14 protein-coding genes and 1 pseudogene are annotated in these 13781 nt (G+C 61.7%); 8 read left to right on the top strand and 7 right to left on the bottom strand.

Annotated features, from left to right (window positions below; translation table 11 throughout):
- The first annotated feature begins 554 nt into the window (after nucleotides 1-554).
- Both IVA93_RS38490 and IVA93_RS38485 read left to right on the top strand, forming a co-directional pair.
- The gene (locus IVA93_RS38490) at nucleotides 555-884 is read left to right on the top strand and encodes a hypothetical protein (RefSeq protein ID WP_247789950.1); all 330 of its coding nucleotides are present in this window, start codon (nucleotides 555-557) and stop codon (nucleotides 882-884) included.
- Between the two features lie 377 nt (nucleotides 885-1261).
- A complete protein-coding gene (locus IVA93_RS38485; RefSeq protein WP_245288443.1) occupies nucleotides 1262-1675 on the top strand; it encodes a hypothetical protein in 414 nt (137 codons plus the stop codon).
- Nucleotides 1676-2352: 677 nt separating this feature from the next.
- Here the strand turns inward: IVA93_RS38485 and IVA93_RS38480 are convergent.
- A pseudogene (locus IVA93_RS38480) lies at nucleotides 2353-3113 on the bottom strand (IS5 family transposase).
- 238 nt (nucleotides 3114-3351) lie between these two features.
- Nucleotides 3352-4572 (bottom strand): IS701 family transposase, encoded by a 1221-nt coding sequence (locus IVA93_RS38475; protein WP_247285483.1) that lies wholly within the window; start codon nucleotides 4570-4572, stop codon nucleotides 3352-3354.
- A gap of 73 nt (nucleotides 4573-4645) precedes the next feature.
- Here IVA93_RS38475 and IVA93_RS41450 point away from each other — a divergent pair, with 73 nt between their 5' ends.
- Nucleotides 4646-4876 (top strand): DNA-directed RNA polymerase subunit alpha C-terminal domain-containing protein, encoded by a 231-nt coding sequence (locus IVA93_RS41450; RefSeq protein WP_354264545.1) that lies wholly within the window; start codon nucleotides 4646-4648, stop codon nucleotides 4874-4876.
- 371 nt (nucleotides 4877-5247) lie between these two features.
- Here the strand turns inward: IVA93_RS41450 and IVA93_RS40840 are convergent, their stop codons facing one another.
- A complete protein-coding gene (locus IVA93_RS40840; protein WP_256469940.1) occupies nucleotides 5248-5373 on the bottom strand; it encodes a hypothetical protein in 126 nt (41 codons plus the stop codon).
- 307 nt (nucleotides 5374-5680) lie between these two features.
- Here IVA93_RS40840 and IVA93_RS38460 point away from each other — a divergent pair, with 307 nt between their 5' ends.
- The 5 genes from IVA93_RS38460 to IVA93_RS38445 all read left to right on the top strand — a co-directional run bounded on the left by IVA93_RS38460 (nucleotide 5681) and on the right by IVA93_RS38445 (nucleotide 10476).
- Complete coding sequence (locus tag IVA93_RS38460) at nucleotides 5681-6013, top strand: hypothetical protein (RefSeq protein WP_247282248.1); 333 nt, start codon at nucleotides 5681-5683, stop codon at nucleotides 6011-6013.
- Nucleotides 6014-6283: 270 nt separating this feature from the next.
- Complete coding sequence (locus tag IVA93_RS38455; protein ID WP_247790089.1) at nucleotides 6284-6562, top strand: hypothetical protein; 279 nt, start codon at nucleotides 6284-6286, stop codon at nucleotides 6560-6562.
- 25 nt (nucleotides 6563-6587) lie between these two features.
- Nucleotides 6588-6689, top strand: a complete 102-nt coding sequence (locus IVA93_RS41445) for a hypothetical protein (RefSeq protein WP_524536889.1) — start codon at nucleotides 6588-6590, stop codon at nucleotides 6687-6689.
- 190 nt (nucleotides 6690-6879) lie between these two features.
- A complete protein-coding gene (locus IVA93_RS38450; protein WP_247790088.1) occupies nucleotides 6880-9969 on the top strand; it encodes an EAL domain-containing protein in 3090 nt (1029 codons plus the stop codon).
- 189 nt (nucleotides 9970-10158) lie between these two features.
- On the top strand, nucleotides 10159-10476 hold the full coding sequence (locus IVA93_RS38445; protein ID WP_247532218.1) for a hypothetical protein: 318 nt from the start codon (nucleotides 10159-10161) through the stop codon (nucleotides 10474-10476).
- Nucleotides 10477-10485: 9 nt separating this feature from the next.
- Here the strand turns inward: IVA93_RS38445 and IVA93_RS38440 are convergent, their stop codons facing one another.
- From IVA93_RS38440 to IVA93_RS38425, 4 genes are read right to left on the bottom strand one after another with little or no spacing between them, the layout of a single operon-like run.
- The gene (locus tag IVA93_RS38440) at nucleotides 10486-10674 is read right to left on the bottom strand and encodes a hypothetical protein (RefSeq protein ID WP_247369999.1); all 189 of its coding nucleotides are present in this window, start codon (nucleotides 10672-10674) and stop codon (nucleotides 10486-10488) included.
- The gene (locus tag IVA93_RS38435; RefSeq protein WP_247471542.1) at nucleotides 10671-11423 is read right to left on the bottom strand and encodes a COG4280 domain-containing protein; all 753 of its coding nucleotides are present in this window, start codon (nucleotides 11421-11423) and stop codon (nucleotides 10671-10673) included. Before IVA93_RS38435 ends, IVA93_RS38440 begins: the two co-directional genes overlap by 4 nt.
- Nucleotides 11420-12571: an OpgC domain-containing protein gene (locus IVA93_RS38430; RefSeq protein ID WP_247790087.1), complete on the bottom strand. Its 1152-nt coding sequence runs from the start codon at nucleotides 12569-12571 to the stop codon at nucleotides 11420-11422. Before IVA93_RS38430 ends, IVA93_RS38435 begins: the two co-directional genes overlap by 4 nt.
- 10 nt (nucleotides 12572-12581) lie before the next feature.
- Nucleotides 12582-13733 (bottom strand): efflux RND transporter periplasmic adaptor subunit, encoded by a 1152-nt coding sequence (locus IVA93_RS38425; protein ID WP_247790086.1) that lies wholly within the window; start codon nucleotides 13731-13733, stop codon nucleotides 12582-12584.
- Nucleotides 13734-13781 lie beyond the last annotated feature (48 nt).

The raw sequence follows: 13781 nt of genomic DNA, 5'->3' as shown, positions 1-13781 counted from the left end.
CTGCTCAGCGATCGGCCCGTCCTCCAGGGTACACCGGGCCCGTTCTTTAAGGCCACATGGAACCTCTGGTTCCTCTGGAACTTGTCCTACCCCGGACGCCTTACCGCCGATTATTGTCCGGGATGGAATGGCGGCCCCAGCCTGCAGCCCCCCGCTGGGGCCGTTTTGTTGCCCGCTGGGCGGGCGGAGGGCACCGCAAGCTCCACGAACGCCGTAAGAAAACGCCGCCCGCTTGAAATGAAGCGCAGGCGGCGTTCCAGCCCCGAGAGGGATTAGCAAAATCCCGGACATTCATTCGTCTGAACGGTCAGCGTAAAGGTTCAGGTGGCGGAGCGCTGGCCAGCGCGGGACCACAGCTAGGGCGGCAACGCCATTTGGCCGGCTCTTAGCAAGCTCCGGCTTGCTATCCTGGGCATGCCCATAGCTGCTCTTGTACTGGGCTCAGCCAGTCTTGCAGATTAGCAGCAGACACGGGCTGGAGGCCGCTGGGGCAATGAGACAGGCACGCTACCCCTGGTGAGACGGGCGGCTCGATGAACCCCGGGAAGGGCGCGTTGCCGCCGATGGTGTTCTCCTCGCGCGACGACTGGACAACTTCTCGCCGATCACTGCAGCAGCGCGGTGCGCGCACTCCGGCGACGCTCAATGGCTGGGCCTGCGCAGCTGCAGCACGTCGAGAGCGCAAGCGTACATATGGTGCGACGATCAAGGACGCGATGACGGCGCTGTGGGAGGCGTGGGATTGGGCGTGCGGCAAGCGGCTCAAGGCGATGATCCCGACCTTGCTGCCCGCGAGCAATATGGCCGAGCAGCTTGGCCAGGCGGACCGTGATCGTGTTCTGGCCATCAACGCCGCGACCGTCATCGCCTGCTCATCGAGGTGAAGATCGCGGCGAGCGGCGGCAGGCGGCGGCGTGCCCGACGCGTTCATTTCTTCAGCCTCAGATAGGTCTCGGTGTTGGACAGCCGAATGAAGCTGTGAGCCACATCCGGTTGCCCGATGAGGCCTGCGAGAACGGTCGCCAAGACCCTTTCGGCCCCGGGCCGCCCGGTAAGCGGAGGACGCCGAGCGGCCCTTTGGGCCGAGCCCGCGGCCGGCGAGCTTGGCGGGGCAAGCCTAATGCTTCGGTCTTGGCATTTGCAAGGTCGGTGCTGAGCGGGAGGAAGGCCCAGAATGCGGGTTCTCTTGCCAATTCGTTCTGGACAGCCGCATGGTCCGATGTAGGCTCATTATCATATTTTAATGATTTCGTTGCGGAGTGTGGCGTTGAGTTTTCAGCTCACTATCCTCAAGGTTCTGGACGGCCATCCCAGCGGCCGGGCGACGCTCGAAGAGCTGAAGCGCTATCTTGCCGTGCTCATGACCAGCGGGCCGGAATGGACGGCGCGGATGAAGCGCATGGAGACCCGTGCCGGCGGCAGCGTGGACATCTTCGGCAAGAAGCTGATTGTGCGCGAGCCTGGCGAGTGGCGCATAACCGACGCGGGCAGGGCCTTTCTCGCCGCGCTGGAGCGTCCACCAGCCGAGCACGAGCCGACACTTGATGACTTGATCGATGACGCGCCGTCGAGGGGTCCCCCGCCGCTTTCCAATACGCCGCAACGTCGCGTCAATGATCGCAAGGGGCGTCCCGGGAGGAGGGGGCGGACGCCACGAGAGCGCCGGTCGGCGTAGACCAGGAGGAGTGACGATGACCAACGTGCTTCCTTGGTACGCGGGACTTGTTGTCTGGATCATCATCATGGGCGTGGCAGTCGGTATTCTGGCAGGGGCCATGCATGATCGCCGTGTCAGGCGGTAAAAACGGAGACAGGGTTGACGCGATCGACGCAAACCACGGATCGTGTTGGGCGACATTGGCAAGGCTCGCCACGACGACGACCTGGCTGACAATTACCTCCGCGCCGGCGGCGTCGCGGCGATCTGGATCGACGGAGGCCGGGCCCATCGGCGCGGCGGACGATGCGACCGTCGACGACCAGCCGGCCGCATCGTCTATTGCTGCATCCGCGGCGATCACTTCCGCCTCAGCTATCACCTGTACGATTGGAAGCACTCCGTCCAGGCAAGCCCCTTGTCATCGCGCGTAAGCTCGAGGAGATGGTGGCCAGGCTCTCTAGAGGGCGCTCGCGCCGCGGTGGCGGCCTTCCACGCCGCCATCGAGAAGATGGAGGCCGTGCGGCGAACTATTCGACTTCAAGGCCGCGTTCAAGGCCGCCCGGAACGTGGACCCAACCATCCGCTACTAGGATTACCTGCGCGCCCGAAGGCGGCTATGCTGGATGGCCACCGAGGCGCAGCGGTAAGGCTGCCGTCAGGTTTTGCGCCTAATCACATACTAGGGTTCAGACTCAATTGATCCAATAAGCGACGAGAGCGGCGAGGTGGACGGCGGCCAAGAAGTTTCTGGCAAGTTTGTCGTAGCGAGTAGCAACACGCCTGAAATCCTTGAGCCGGCAGAAACAGCGCTCGATAACATTGCGCCCTTTATAGAGGCGCTTGCTGAAGCTGTGGAGGGTTACCCGGTTGGATTTGTTTGGAATGACGGGTTTCGCGCCGCGATTGACGATTTCGGCGCGAAAGCCGTCGCCATCATAGCCTTTGTCCCCAATGAGGGAAGACATGGGCGGCGCGAGCTTCAAAAGGGCCGGCCCTGCGGCAATGTCTGCGGCTTGTCCCGGAGTGAGATGAAATGCGCAAGGTTTGCAATCAGGGTCGCTCAGCGCGTGGATTTTCGTGGTCCGCCCACCGCGCGAGCGGCCGATCGCCTGCTCACACTCCCCCCTTTTCCGCCGCTCGCCGAGCGATGCGCTTTGATCGAGGTGGAGTCGATCGACAAAGCCACTCGGTCCTTGCCGCAGCGGGCGAGCGCTTCAAAGATCGCCTGCCAATGTCCGCGCTTAGCCCAGCGATTGAACCGATTGTAGATCGTCGTGTAAGGGCCATAGTCGGACGGGCAATCGCGCCAGCGTGCGCCGCACTGGAGCATGTGAATGATACCGCTGATAATGCGTCGATCGTCTTCGCGCGCCGGGCCGGTCTGGTTCGTTGGCAGATGCGGCTCTATCTGAGCCCACTGCTTGTCGTTGAGCCAGAACAGTCCTTTGCGCATCGAAGTCCCCCGTGCCGAATCAACTTGGCACCAGGGAATCAGAACTCGCTAATTAGGTACAGACCCTAGCATTACAGTTGCTTTTTTGATTTGAAGTGGGCGCGTTGAGCGGCAGCCTGGTGAGCTCTGCGCCAGAAGGACCATGCGATGATGTGTGCGGGTTGAATCCGCTTCCGCGCAAGTCTGATAGCAATGCGGCGGATTTCCTGGATTGACCAACGGATCAGTGGTGGGGTGGTTATGTTTTGGCTTTTGCCGGGGGGCGCCGTTTCGTTTTTTTGGGCGGTGGCGGATTAGCGCGATGTCGGATCGCGGCCATCATGGCGAAGGCGAGCATCACCAAGGACACATGACGGTGCCAGCCATGCCAGGATCTGCTCTCGTTGTGATCGAGCCCGAACTCGTTTTTCGCCGTTTCAAAGCTGTCCTCGATCGCCCATCGATGGCCTTCGACCGCGACCAGCGTTTCAATGGCTGTTCCCGCTGGGCACCAGGTGGTGAAGAAGGCGAGGTCATCATCGGCAATGCGACGACGGATCAGTAGACCGCGTGTCCACAAACCGTCATTTGCACTGTTGGACTGCTCGGCCTCGAGATCCGCCAATTCGAGATAACACCAATCGTGCAGCCGCGGTCCTTTGGTTCCGGCTCCCGCCGACAGGCGCTTCCAGTCGGATGAGCGCCGCGTCCGGGCGAGGTCTGCAGCCGTACCGGCGACCGGCGGTCGCTTGCCCCAGGATCGAAACACATGAGCGCTGCTGACCCCAAGCACGTAGCCTTTGCCTGCCCGACGTAGTTGCTGTTCGATGTTGCCAACACCGTAGACGGTATCACCGGCAACCCACTTGAATGGTACAGACCCGGCTATCGCGCGTGCGATCATTCTCGTCGCAAGCTTTGGTTTGGTCGCAAAGCCGACATCGGCAGGCACATATGTGGCTTCCAGACGATCTGGATCGTCGGTCCATTCCTTCGGAAGATACAACGCGCGATCGATGAACGCATGGCCATGACGCGAAACGTAGGCAGCGAAGACGCCGATCTGGCAGTTCGTGATCTTTCCTGCCGAACCAGTGTATTGCCGCGCCACTCCGCATGACGCTTTGCCCTGTTTGAGAAAACCGGTCTCGTCGATCACGAGCACCGCATCGTCATCCGCCAAATGCTCGATGACATAGTCGTGCACGATATCGCGCAGGGCATCAGCGTCCCAGTCTCCACGACCCAGAATCGCCTGCTGCCGCCATGGGCCGGGATCGCCAGCCGCCTCCGCGCGCATCCAACCGGTCTTGCGCTGCTCATCTCCGAGCAGACCTTCCAGGAACAGACCTGCATTCGTCGCAACACGCTCTTGCGTGAACAACGGACGTATCCGTTGCTTGATCTCTCGAAGCGACGCCGCCCACAACGCAAGCGTCGCCTCAACCGACGCGGCCCGCGCCCACGACATTCGAATCATGGTTGCCCATGGATTCAGAAGCCCGCAACAAAAGCAACTGTAATGCTAGCCGTCTTCTTCACCAAACCCCGTTGTGCCCATTCACTTTTCAGACGAAGCCCCTCTTGATCAAATTGAGTTGCCGTCCCGTCTTCGCAATGCGCTCGAGATCGAGGGCGTCAAGACTGTCGGCGAGGTCCGGAACATGGCCGATGCCGATCTGCTGAGCTTCCAGAACCTCGGCGCCGCCTCCGTTCGCCATCTGCGTCAACTATTCGGAGCTTCGCGAAGCGACCCACCTCGAAAAGGACGTGGCGGCGGCTGACCCGGGAGCGGCGCGCGAGGCGAACGCCGGGCCGCTCTTTCAGTGTCCTCGCCGAGAAGGCTGCGGCAGCCCACGCGCATATTGGCGCCTGGCCCTCGGGTTGCATGGCGGCGAGGGCGTCGAGCTCGGCTCCCTTGTCCGGCGACGTCCCGGCGACGCGGTCAAGGTCAGGCCCGAGTGCCTTGGCGCGGGTCGCGCCGCGAGCGAGGGCTGTCCGAGATCGTTCGCTTTTTGCGACGTATCGTCGAAAGGCTTTCGATTTCGAACACGAACTTGGGATTTAGATCGGCGGTCGCCACCCCTCTTTGTCTCCGAATGGATCTTTGTAAGCCGCCTTCCGTTCACGATCAGCTTCGCCCGCTGCTTGGGTGTCAGGTACCTTCGCCAAGATCATCCGCGCGCTGTTTCATCTCGGTCTTTGCCACCTCGAAGACGTGATCGGCGGCTTCCTTGACGCCGGTAATCGCATTCGAAGCCGTGGTCGACCGCGCCGGCATAGATGAACTCGTCGCCCTTCTGCCGGCCGACATAGATGCCGTCCCAGCGGCTGCCGTCCAGGGCGAACCCAGCGACCTTTCATGAACTCCTTCATCAGCATCTCCGAGGCCCAACGTCACCCTCCAACTTTCCGTCGGCGCGACCGTCAGCACCGTGGTCGCCGCGCATGCGCCCGTTGCTATCGTGGCCGCCAGCAGGCATCGCGACATCTTTCTCCATGCCCGAACTCCTCGATCGCCATTGTGCCCCCGAAGGGGAAAGACCGGCAAATGTTCCGAGCATGGAACGTCGCCGCTCGCTGCGCAGTTGAAGAATCAGGAGCTGCTCATGAGCCTTAAACGACGGGTCGAAAATCTTGGACCCTACCAATCGCTATTTCTGTTGGCGGTGCCGACGGCGACCGTAGAGCCGTTGAAATTGGTCGCGGTCGCCGTTGCCGGGGAAGGTCACTGGATCGCCGGGACGGCGATGATCGCAACGTGCTATCTTCTCAGTCTGGTCGTGGTCGAACGGCTCTTCGTCATCGTCAAGCCAAAACTGCTCACCATCCCGTGGTTTGCCAAGCTTTGGACTGCAATCCTCGCGGTGCGCACATGGTTCGTCGCGGCGTTCCGAAGGATGCGTGCAAGGATGAGTTGAGTTGCCGCTTCGTCGGTGCATGTCGATCTCGAGGTGCCCCAAGGCGGCGTCGGTCCGGGCGATCCGCAGGAGCGGAACGCTACGGAGGTGATTTTCACGTCAACGATCCGCCCATTCTGCTCGGGCACGTCCGGTACGCCTGGATCAACAAGGGCGATCCGGACCTGACAGGCCAATCAAGTTCGGAGGCTGGCGGCACTTCGCCTCGTCAGCGGCGGGCTCGAACTGCGTATCGTTTGCCGTCCTGCCAAACGGCGCGAGCCCCTGCTAATGTCGCGCGATCTCGGCAGCCGGGCGGCCTTCAAGCAGCAGATCGATCCCGTCCCGCAAACGATGACCGCGGGATCGCCAGGGTTGCCGGCGGCGGCGCCGACCGCAATGCTATCGATCTCTACGCCGGGCCTCGAGCTCGTCGGTTTGCGCGCTTACCATCCTGACGACAAGTTGCATCGCAGCCGGTACGCTCACGTCTCAAAGCGGGCGCAGGCACTCGATTTGGGCTATCGGGGAGCCCGGGTTGATCCAAATTGGCCGCGTGCGAAGCTTTGAACGACTTCCGGCCGCGCTCTATTAAATTAAAATTAAGGACGCCTGGACCGTTCAGCCCAATTTCCAATACACCGTCCATCCCGACGGCGGTGCCACGCTTCCGGGGCCGCTCGCTGTAAGGCCCTGAGGAACGGCTCGGCGTTCGGTCTCAGGACCACCTTGGATTTTTGAGACGACGGGAAACTGCGCTAAGTTGAGCCTCGCCGCTGCTGAAGAGCTTGCAGTTGCAAGCAAGCCATTAAGCCGCGGGATACCAAACGGCTTTACCCGTCGTTCGTCTCTCCCGCCTAAGTTCTGAAGGGGGTAGGACAATCTCGATGGATTTATTCGCGCGACTACGTGCCGCGTTCGCCGTGGGCGATACAACGGATCCGCTCGGTCGTTCGCTGGTCGTCGAGCAATTCCGGATTTTGCGAAAGCAGGTTCCAGTTCTCTACGCTGTGCTGCTGGTCGATAGTATCAGTGTAGGCCTGGTCCTCCCCCTAACTGTATCGGCCTGGCTCAGATTCGGCCTGCCAACCGCTCTCCTCGCGCTGTGCCTGCTCCGGTTGGTTCAGTGGCTCCGCTTGAAAACGGTCGATGTCACGCCGGAGCAGGCGCACCGTGAGCTCAGGCGAACTCGCGTTGTCGCGGTGCTACTCAATGCGGGCTTTGTTGTCTGGATTCTGGCCCTGTTCGCGACCGTAGATCCCGGCCTTCGCGCGCCGATCGCCTTGCTCGTCTTCATGGGGTGCATCGGCACGGCCTACTGCCTCGGCAGCTTTCCAGCGGCGTCCCTGCTGACCATGCTGATTGCCGGCACCCCAATCGCGACCGTGCTGCTCGCTTCGGGTGACGGGATCATGATCTCGCTCGGGATCAATTTGCTGTTGTTGCTCGTGCTGCTCGGCCGGATGATCAACACCAACTTTCGCTCGTTTGTCCAACTGATCCAAGCTCATAGCAGCCTGATCCAGGAAGGGGAGCGCGCAAGAGCCGCGGAGCAGACCGCGACCGCCCTGGCTGAACGGTTCGATCGGGCCCTTAACAACATGTCCCAGGGCCTATGCTTCTTCGACGATGATCAGCGTCTGATCGTCTGTAATCGGAGGTATCTGAAGATTTACGATCTGGATCCAGAAGTCGTGCGGCCCGGGATGAAGCTGAATGACATCGTCGATCTCAGGTACTCGGCCGGCAGCGCACCGAAGATCTCGAAGGAGGAGTATCTGGTCTGGCGCAATAGTGACCCGGTGATCGCCCAAGACTCAGATACGACCGTCGAGCTGACGAATGGACGGATTGTGCGCATCCGGCACCGCCCCATGGAGGGCAGAGGCTGGGTTGCCACGCACGAGGACATCACGGAGCGGCATCGAACCGAGATGGCTCTTGCCCAAGCCTCGGCTGCGGCCGAACAGGCCGAGGCTGCCGCCCGCGCCGCTCACACCCATCTCACCGAGGCGCTCGAGGTCGTTCCTGAAGGCCTCGCCGTCTTTGACAAGGATGATCGACTGGTCCTTTGGAATAGCCAATACGCGGAATTCTATGCTGCCAGCCACGAAGCGCTTGCGGCGGGCGCACCGTTCGAAAGCATCCTCCGGGCTGGACTGGCGCGGCAGCAATATCCGGAGGCGATTGGCCGAGAGGATGAATGGCTCACTGAACGCTTGGCACACCATGCTCTGCCAAGATACTCGCACGAGCAGCATCTGCCCGACGATCGCTGGATCCGAGTGGAGGAGCGACGCACGGCTGATGGAGGCAGCATCGGGGTCCGGATCGATATCACCGACCTGAAGCGTCGGGAGGCCTCGTTCCGGCTCCTTTTCGAGGAGAATCCACTGCCCATGTGGGTGGTCGATACAGCAACCCGGCAATTGCTCGCGGTGAACGCAGCGATGTGCCGGCACTACGGCTATCGGCGCGAGGATCTACTTCTGATGTCCGAGCAGCAGCTGGAGTGCGGAGCATCCGATGACCTTGTGGACTTTGAACTGCACAGAACCGCTGGCGGGGATCTCATACAGGTCGCGATCGAGTCTCGTCCGCTCCAGTACGAGGGACGTTTAGCCCATGTTTGCGTGGCGTTCGACATTACCGAGCGCAACCGCGCCCAGGAGAGGATCAGCTATCTGGCCTCCCATGATGTTCTCACCGAGCTGCCCAATCGGACAGCCTTAAATCAGCACCTCTCGGCTGCGCTCGAGCGGGCCGAGGTCACCGGATCCGGCTTCGCCGTGCTGTGTATCGACCTCGATCACTTCAAGGAGATCAACGACCTATTCGGGCATGCGGTCGGAGATGCCGTGCTGCGCGAAGCCTCACGGCGCCTTCAGGAAGCCGCGCAAGGCTGCTACGTAGCGCGGGTGGGCGGCGACGAGTTCATCGGCATTACGGAAGAAGAGCCGATGTCGGGAAGCGCGGAACTCCTCGCGACCAAGATGCGGGCTGCATTCGAGGATCCGATCGTAGTCGATGGTCATGGTCTGAAGCTGGACCTCTGCGTCGGCGCGGCGCTGTTTCCCAGAGATGCGGATAACGTCGTTTCTCTGCTCGCGAACGCAGATGCAGCGCTCTATCGCGCCAAGCACGAGGGCAGGGGCGCGATCCGGCTGTTCACGAGCGCGATGGACCAGCAGCTCCGCGAGCGCCGTGCGCTCGAGCATGACCTGCGGTTCGCCGTCGAACGCGGGGAGCTCTATTTGGATTATCAGCCTCAGCAACACCGCGATGGGCACACTACCGGCTACGAGGCCCTCGTTCGCTGGCGGCATCCCGATCGCGGAATCATCCCTCCCGGAGAATTCATCCCAGTCGCGGAGCGGAGTGGCTCGATTGCCCAGATCGACGACTGGGTGCTGATGGAGGCCTGCCGTGAGGCCGCATCGTGGGACCAGCCCTTCAGGATCGCGGTCAACGTCTCGGCCGCGCAGTTCCGCAGGGAAAACCTCGATGCACAGGTCCGCAGGGCGCTGCGTGAAAGCGGGCTCGCGCCTGCGCGCCTGGAGGTCGAGATCACCGAAGGCGTCCTGATCGAGGACGTCTCGCGCGCCAAGAGGACGATGCAATCGCTCAAGAGTCTGGGGATCCTGATCGCGCTCGACGACTTCGGGACCGGGTATTCCTCGCTGTCCTATGTTGAGGCATTCCCTCTCGACAGGATCAAGGTCGACCGCTCCTTCGTCGCCTCGTTGGGACAGAGCGAGCGATCATTGGCTATCGTTCGCGCGATCATCGGGCTCGCCCATGGGCTGGGTGTGCCGGTCCTGGCGGAAGGGATCGAAACAAAGGACCAGATGTCATTGCTCATTAAGGAGGGCTGCGACGAGTTGCAAGGCTACTTGATCGGACGCCCGCAACGATTTGCGGCCGAGAAAGCTCGTTCATGGCAGAACTCCAAGTCGCTCATTGTGTCGGCGTCATAGAACCTTGCGACATCGCTGCGGCGCCTTATCAAGCGACAATCTCGGTGCCGCTGCATTCGGTTTGCTTAGCGTGCCGGGATCGGCGCAGCGCTGCCCGACAGTTCAAACGTAAGGGCAGTTCAGCGGCCACCTACCGGATGACGGTGTGATCTGCGAGTCTGCGGTTCGGTTTCGGCCGTTAGACTTAGAATGGACGCAGTGCATACTGCCATCACGGAGCTGGTGCGGCGGCTTGAAGTCTTCACCGGAGCCGTCGGATTGTCGCCGCAGCAGCTGTTTGGCTGGCGAAGTCAGTTGCGAGAAGCAGCAGGCGGTCATTCCGAAGCTGACGAAGTACAGTTTGTGCCGGCGGCGGTGGACGCAGTGGTACCGACGCCAAGTGCTCACCGGTGCGAAGCGGCCCCCAACATTGCCCGCAGAATCAAAGTCAATCAGTTGGTTATGATGCCGATCCCGCACGGCCCAACGCCGATTCATGTAGATGTCCATCAATCGGGATGCGCTTAGCGCGCGCGATTAGCGTCGGCAGGTACTCGAAACCAGCGCGGCGAGACAGCCGAACAACAAGACAGCGCCCGCTGCCAACGGCGTATCAGGCATCAGCACTGCTAGCGTACCTGCAAGACTGACGACCGCCAGAATCGCGAGCGCGAGCGCCCCGTCGTCGACGAACAGCCCGGCCAGTTCCCGCAGCAGAATCATCATGACAAGGCCCCCGTTTTCGGCCGGCGGGCGAGCACGACGGCTGCGCTGCTGGCAGCCAGAAACATCGCCGCAAATCCGACGATCGCGAAATCGCCGCCGGGCCAAGCCACTCCGAGTCCCTCACCGGTCCAGAACACGCCGAACGCGGACAGCATAATGCCGACGGCGAATTTGAGCGTGTTTTCCGGAACCCGCGCCAGCGGCCGATGGACGGCAAGGCCGACAACCGCAACGCCGAGACACGCCGCACTAGCGCCGGCGCTCGCGGGAAGGACCATTCCGCGACCGGCACCCACTGCAATTACGATGAACACGACTTCAAGCCCTTCGAGGAGAACCGCCTTGAAGGTCGTGATGGCCGCGAGCCAATCGAGGCGCGCCTCGTTGCGGCGAGCCTGCTCGCGCAATTCTGCCGTCTCGGTCGCGAACGCCGCCGCTTCATCGTGGAACGGGATAACGCCAGCCGCGCGCAGGATGGCCTTTCGCAGCCAGCGCATGCCGAACAGCAGGAGCAGGACCCCGATCACGAACTGGAGCAGGTGCAGCGGAACATGATCCAGCAGCGGCCCGAGCGCCACGACAATGAGCGCCAGCACCGCAAGACCGGCGAGCGCGCCGAGCCCGGCCGGTCGCCAGCCGCGCACGGTCGCCACAGCCAGCACGATCGTCAGAGCTTCGACCGCCTCGACCAGCGAGGCCAGGAACGCCGCCGTCATGGCCGGCCAGATCAGTCCCCAATTGGCGATCATGCGAGTTCTCCAATTCGAACCGGCGAAGAAAGCGCGCGATCCCGTTCCTTTGACCGCGTCCCGCAATAGGCGACTGCTGTCATCAGCGATATTCCGATCACGCCAACGGCAATTTGTATCCACAACGCGTTCAGGCTCAGTTCGATCGCGGCATGGGCGCAAAACGACAGGACGATGCCAGTGCAAAAGACCTGGAGCGACTTTCGGCCACACTGGGCCAGCGGCGCCAACGCGCGCCACTGCAGGATTGGCGAATCCAGAGGCAGGAACCAGGTCACCACCACAGCGAGCGCGATGAAGTGAAGGACACGGTAAGGCGCGAGGTTGGTCTTATCGTTGGGATCGAATGGCTGCAGCATCCAATGCGGAACAAGGCCGCCGATATCTGGAGACCGAATGGCCGTCGTCACGACAAAAGCGAATAAAAGGTAGCCGATCGCGAGCCGGAACGCCGCCCCCGTTCCGAGGATCGACTGCAGGGCCCGGGCGCCGCCAAGGGCTGTCCATGCGCCCAGAACAAAAAGCAGTTGCCAGGCGAATGGGTTGAAATACCAGGAGCCCGACGGAGAAGCGGCCAGATTCCAGCCAAAATGCCTGCCGGCAAAATATATGACGATCGAGCCAGCCAATATCCAGTTCGGCTTGCGAACCATCAGCCACAGCGCCGGCGCGAACACGCTCAACAACAAAATATAAAGCGGAAGCACGTCGAGATTGACGGGTTTGTATCGCAATGCCAGCGCCTGGATGGATTCCCGGAACGGCATGTTCAGGAAAATAGCGACGTTGAACTGGTTCAGGTCGTCTGGATCAAGAAATTCGCGGGAGGCGCACGCAATCACCGCGATATAGATGGCGACCACCACGATGTGGGCGGCATAGAGTTCGAAAGCGCGCTTTGACAGCCGCGACGCTGCGGCCAGATAGCCGCGCTCGACCATGATTCGTCCAAACGCGAGGGCTGCCGTGTAGCCCGAGATGAATACAAAGAGATCGGCGGCATCGCTGAAGCCGTAATTCCTGCTCGTGGTCCAATTCAGCACTTCATGAGGAATGTGGTCCAGAAAGATCGCCCAGTTCGCCAGCCCGCGAAACAAATCCAGCCTGACGTCGCGCGTGCCGAAGGGGATAGCTGCATGAGTCCGCATGACATGCGCCTCATTGCTTGGACGATGGCGGCGGCGGTGCCGGAGCGGCGGCCTGCGATGTCGCTTGCGCCACCCGAACCGCGTCGCCCGCAGCCAGCGTCTCCGGCGGGTTGTTGATGATCCGATCGGCCGGCGACAATCCGGCCACCACCTCCACGCTGTCACCGAGATCGCGACCGAGTTGCACGCTTCTGAGGACGACCTTGTCATTGCTGTCGAGAGTCGCGATGTGCGTGCCCTGGTTGCCGGTGATCAGCGCGGTCGACGGAACCTTGACCAAATTGGCGTCGGTCGGAATCTCGAAATGCACGTTGCAATAGCTGCCACCGAAGAATTTGCCGGCGGCATTGTCGGCCTGCAGCTCGACCTGCATGCTGTGCGAGTTTTGATTTATCGACTTCGAGACATGCGACAGCGTCGCCTCGAATTGCGCGCCCGGGTATTGCGGCATTTCGAACGTTGCTTTCATGCCAACGGTCAGCCCTGCCGTGAACGATTGCGGCACCTGCACGTAGATGCGAACGCGATGCAGGTCGGACACCTCGAACAGCGGCTGTCCGGAGCCGCCCGAGTTGATCAGCATCCCGAGCTCGACGTTGCGGGCGGTCACGACGCCGTCGAATGGGGCGGCCAGGGTCTTGAACGATTGCATGGCCTCAAGTTGCCTGACATTGGCCTCGTTGGCGTCGACAACGGCCTCCTTCGCCTTGGCGTCGGCGTCGGTCTGGTCCGCCAGCTGTTGGGCGACGATCTGCTTTTGCAACAGAATGTTATTGCGGTTGGCGGTCAGCGATGCGATTTGATGATTGGCCCTGACGCTTGCCAGTGTCGCCTTGGCCTGGCCGAGCTGCTGATCGAGATCGGGCGCATCGATGGTGGCCAGCACCTGGCCTGCCCTGACCGGCGATCCGATATCGTGGTCCCAGTTCTTCACGTAACCGTTGACGCGCGCGAAGATCGCCGCCCGGTTGAACGGCTGGATGTTGCCCGGCAACGTGAGCGTCTGATGCGAGCTGCCGGGGATCAGTCCGGCGAGCGCAACGGTGGGGATCGCATGGGTGTTGGTCCAGTCCACCACCTCCTGCTTGCTCTGCGCGCGGCCGATGAAACCATAGCTGAGCACGATGCCGGCAATCAGGACCGCGGCAGCCGCAGCCGTCAAAAGGCTTTTCCGACCCGGCGCTTTGATGTCTTCCGAGGGCATTTTCAC

Origin of the sequence: Bradyrhizobium sp. 155 (genome assembly GCF_023101105.1) — a bacterium.
GTDB classification, from domain to species: Bacteria; Pseudomonadota; Alphaproteobacteria; order Rhizobiales; family Xanthobacteraceae; genus Bradyrhizobium; species Bradyrhizobium canariense_D.
This window is presented reverse-complemented; position numbering and strand designations above follow the sequence as displayed.

Bases quoted from the DNA above. Each gene is read 5' to 3' on its own strand.
- IVA93_RS38450 (WP_247790088.1), top strand. From the start codon at position 6,880: ATGGATTTATTCGCGCGACTACGTGCCGCGTTCGCCGTGGGCGATACA.
- IVA93_RS40840 (WP_256469940.1), bottom strand. From the start codon at position 5,373: ATGCCGGCGCGGTCGACCACGGCTTCGAATGCGATTACCGGCGTCAAG.
- IVA93_RS38475 (WP_247285483.1), bottom strand. From the start codon at position 4,572: ATGATTCGAATGTCGTGGGCGCGGGCCGCGTCGGTTGAGGCGACGCTT.
- IVA93_RS38435 (WP_247471542.1), bottom strand. From the start codon at position 11,423: ATGATCGCCAATTGGGGACTGATCTGGCCGGCCATGACGGCGGCGTTC.
- IVA93_RS38445 (WP_247532218.1), top strand. From the start codon at position 10,159: ATGGACGCAGTGCATACTGCCATCACGGAGCTGGTGCGGCGGCTTGAA.
- IVA93_RS38440 (WP_247369999.1), bottom strand. From the start codon at position 10,674: ATGATGATTCTGCTGCGGGAACTGGCCGGGCTGTTCGTCGACGACGGG.
- IVA93_RS38455 (WP_247790089.1), top strand. From the start codon at position 6,284: ATGTCGCGCGATCTCGGCAGCCGGGCGGCCTTCAAGCAGCAGATCGAT.
- IVA93_RS38430 (WP_247790087.1), bottom strand. From the start codon at position 12,571: ATGCGGACTCATGCAGCTATCCCCTTCGGCACGCGCGACGTCAGGCTG.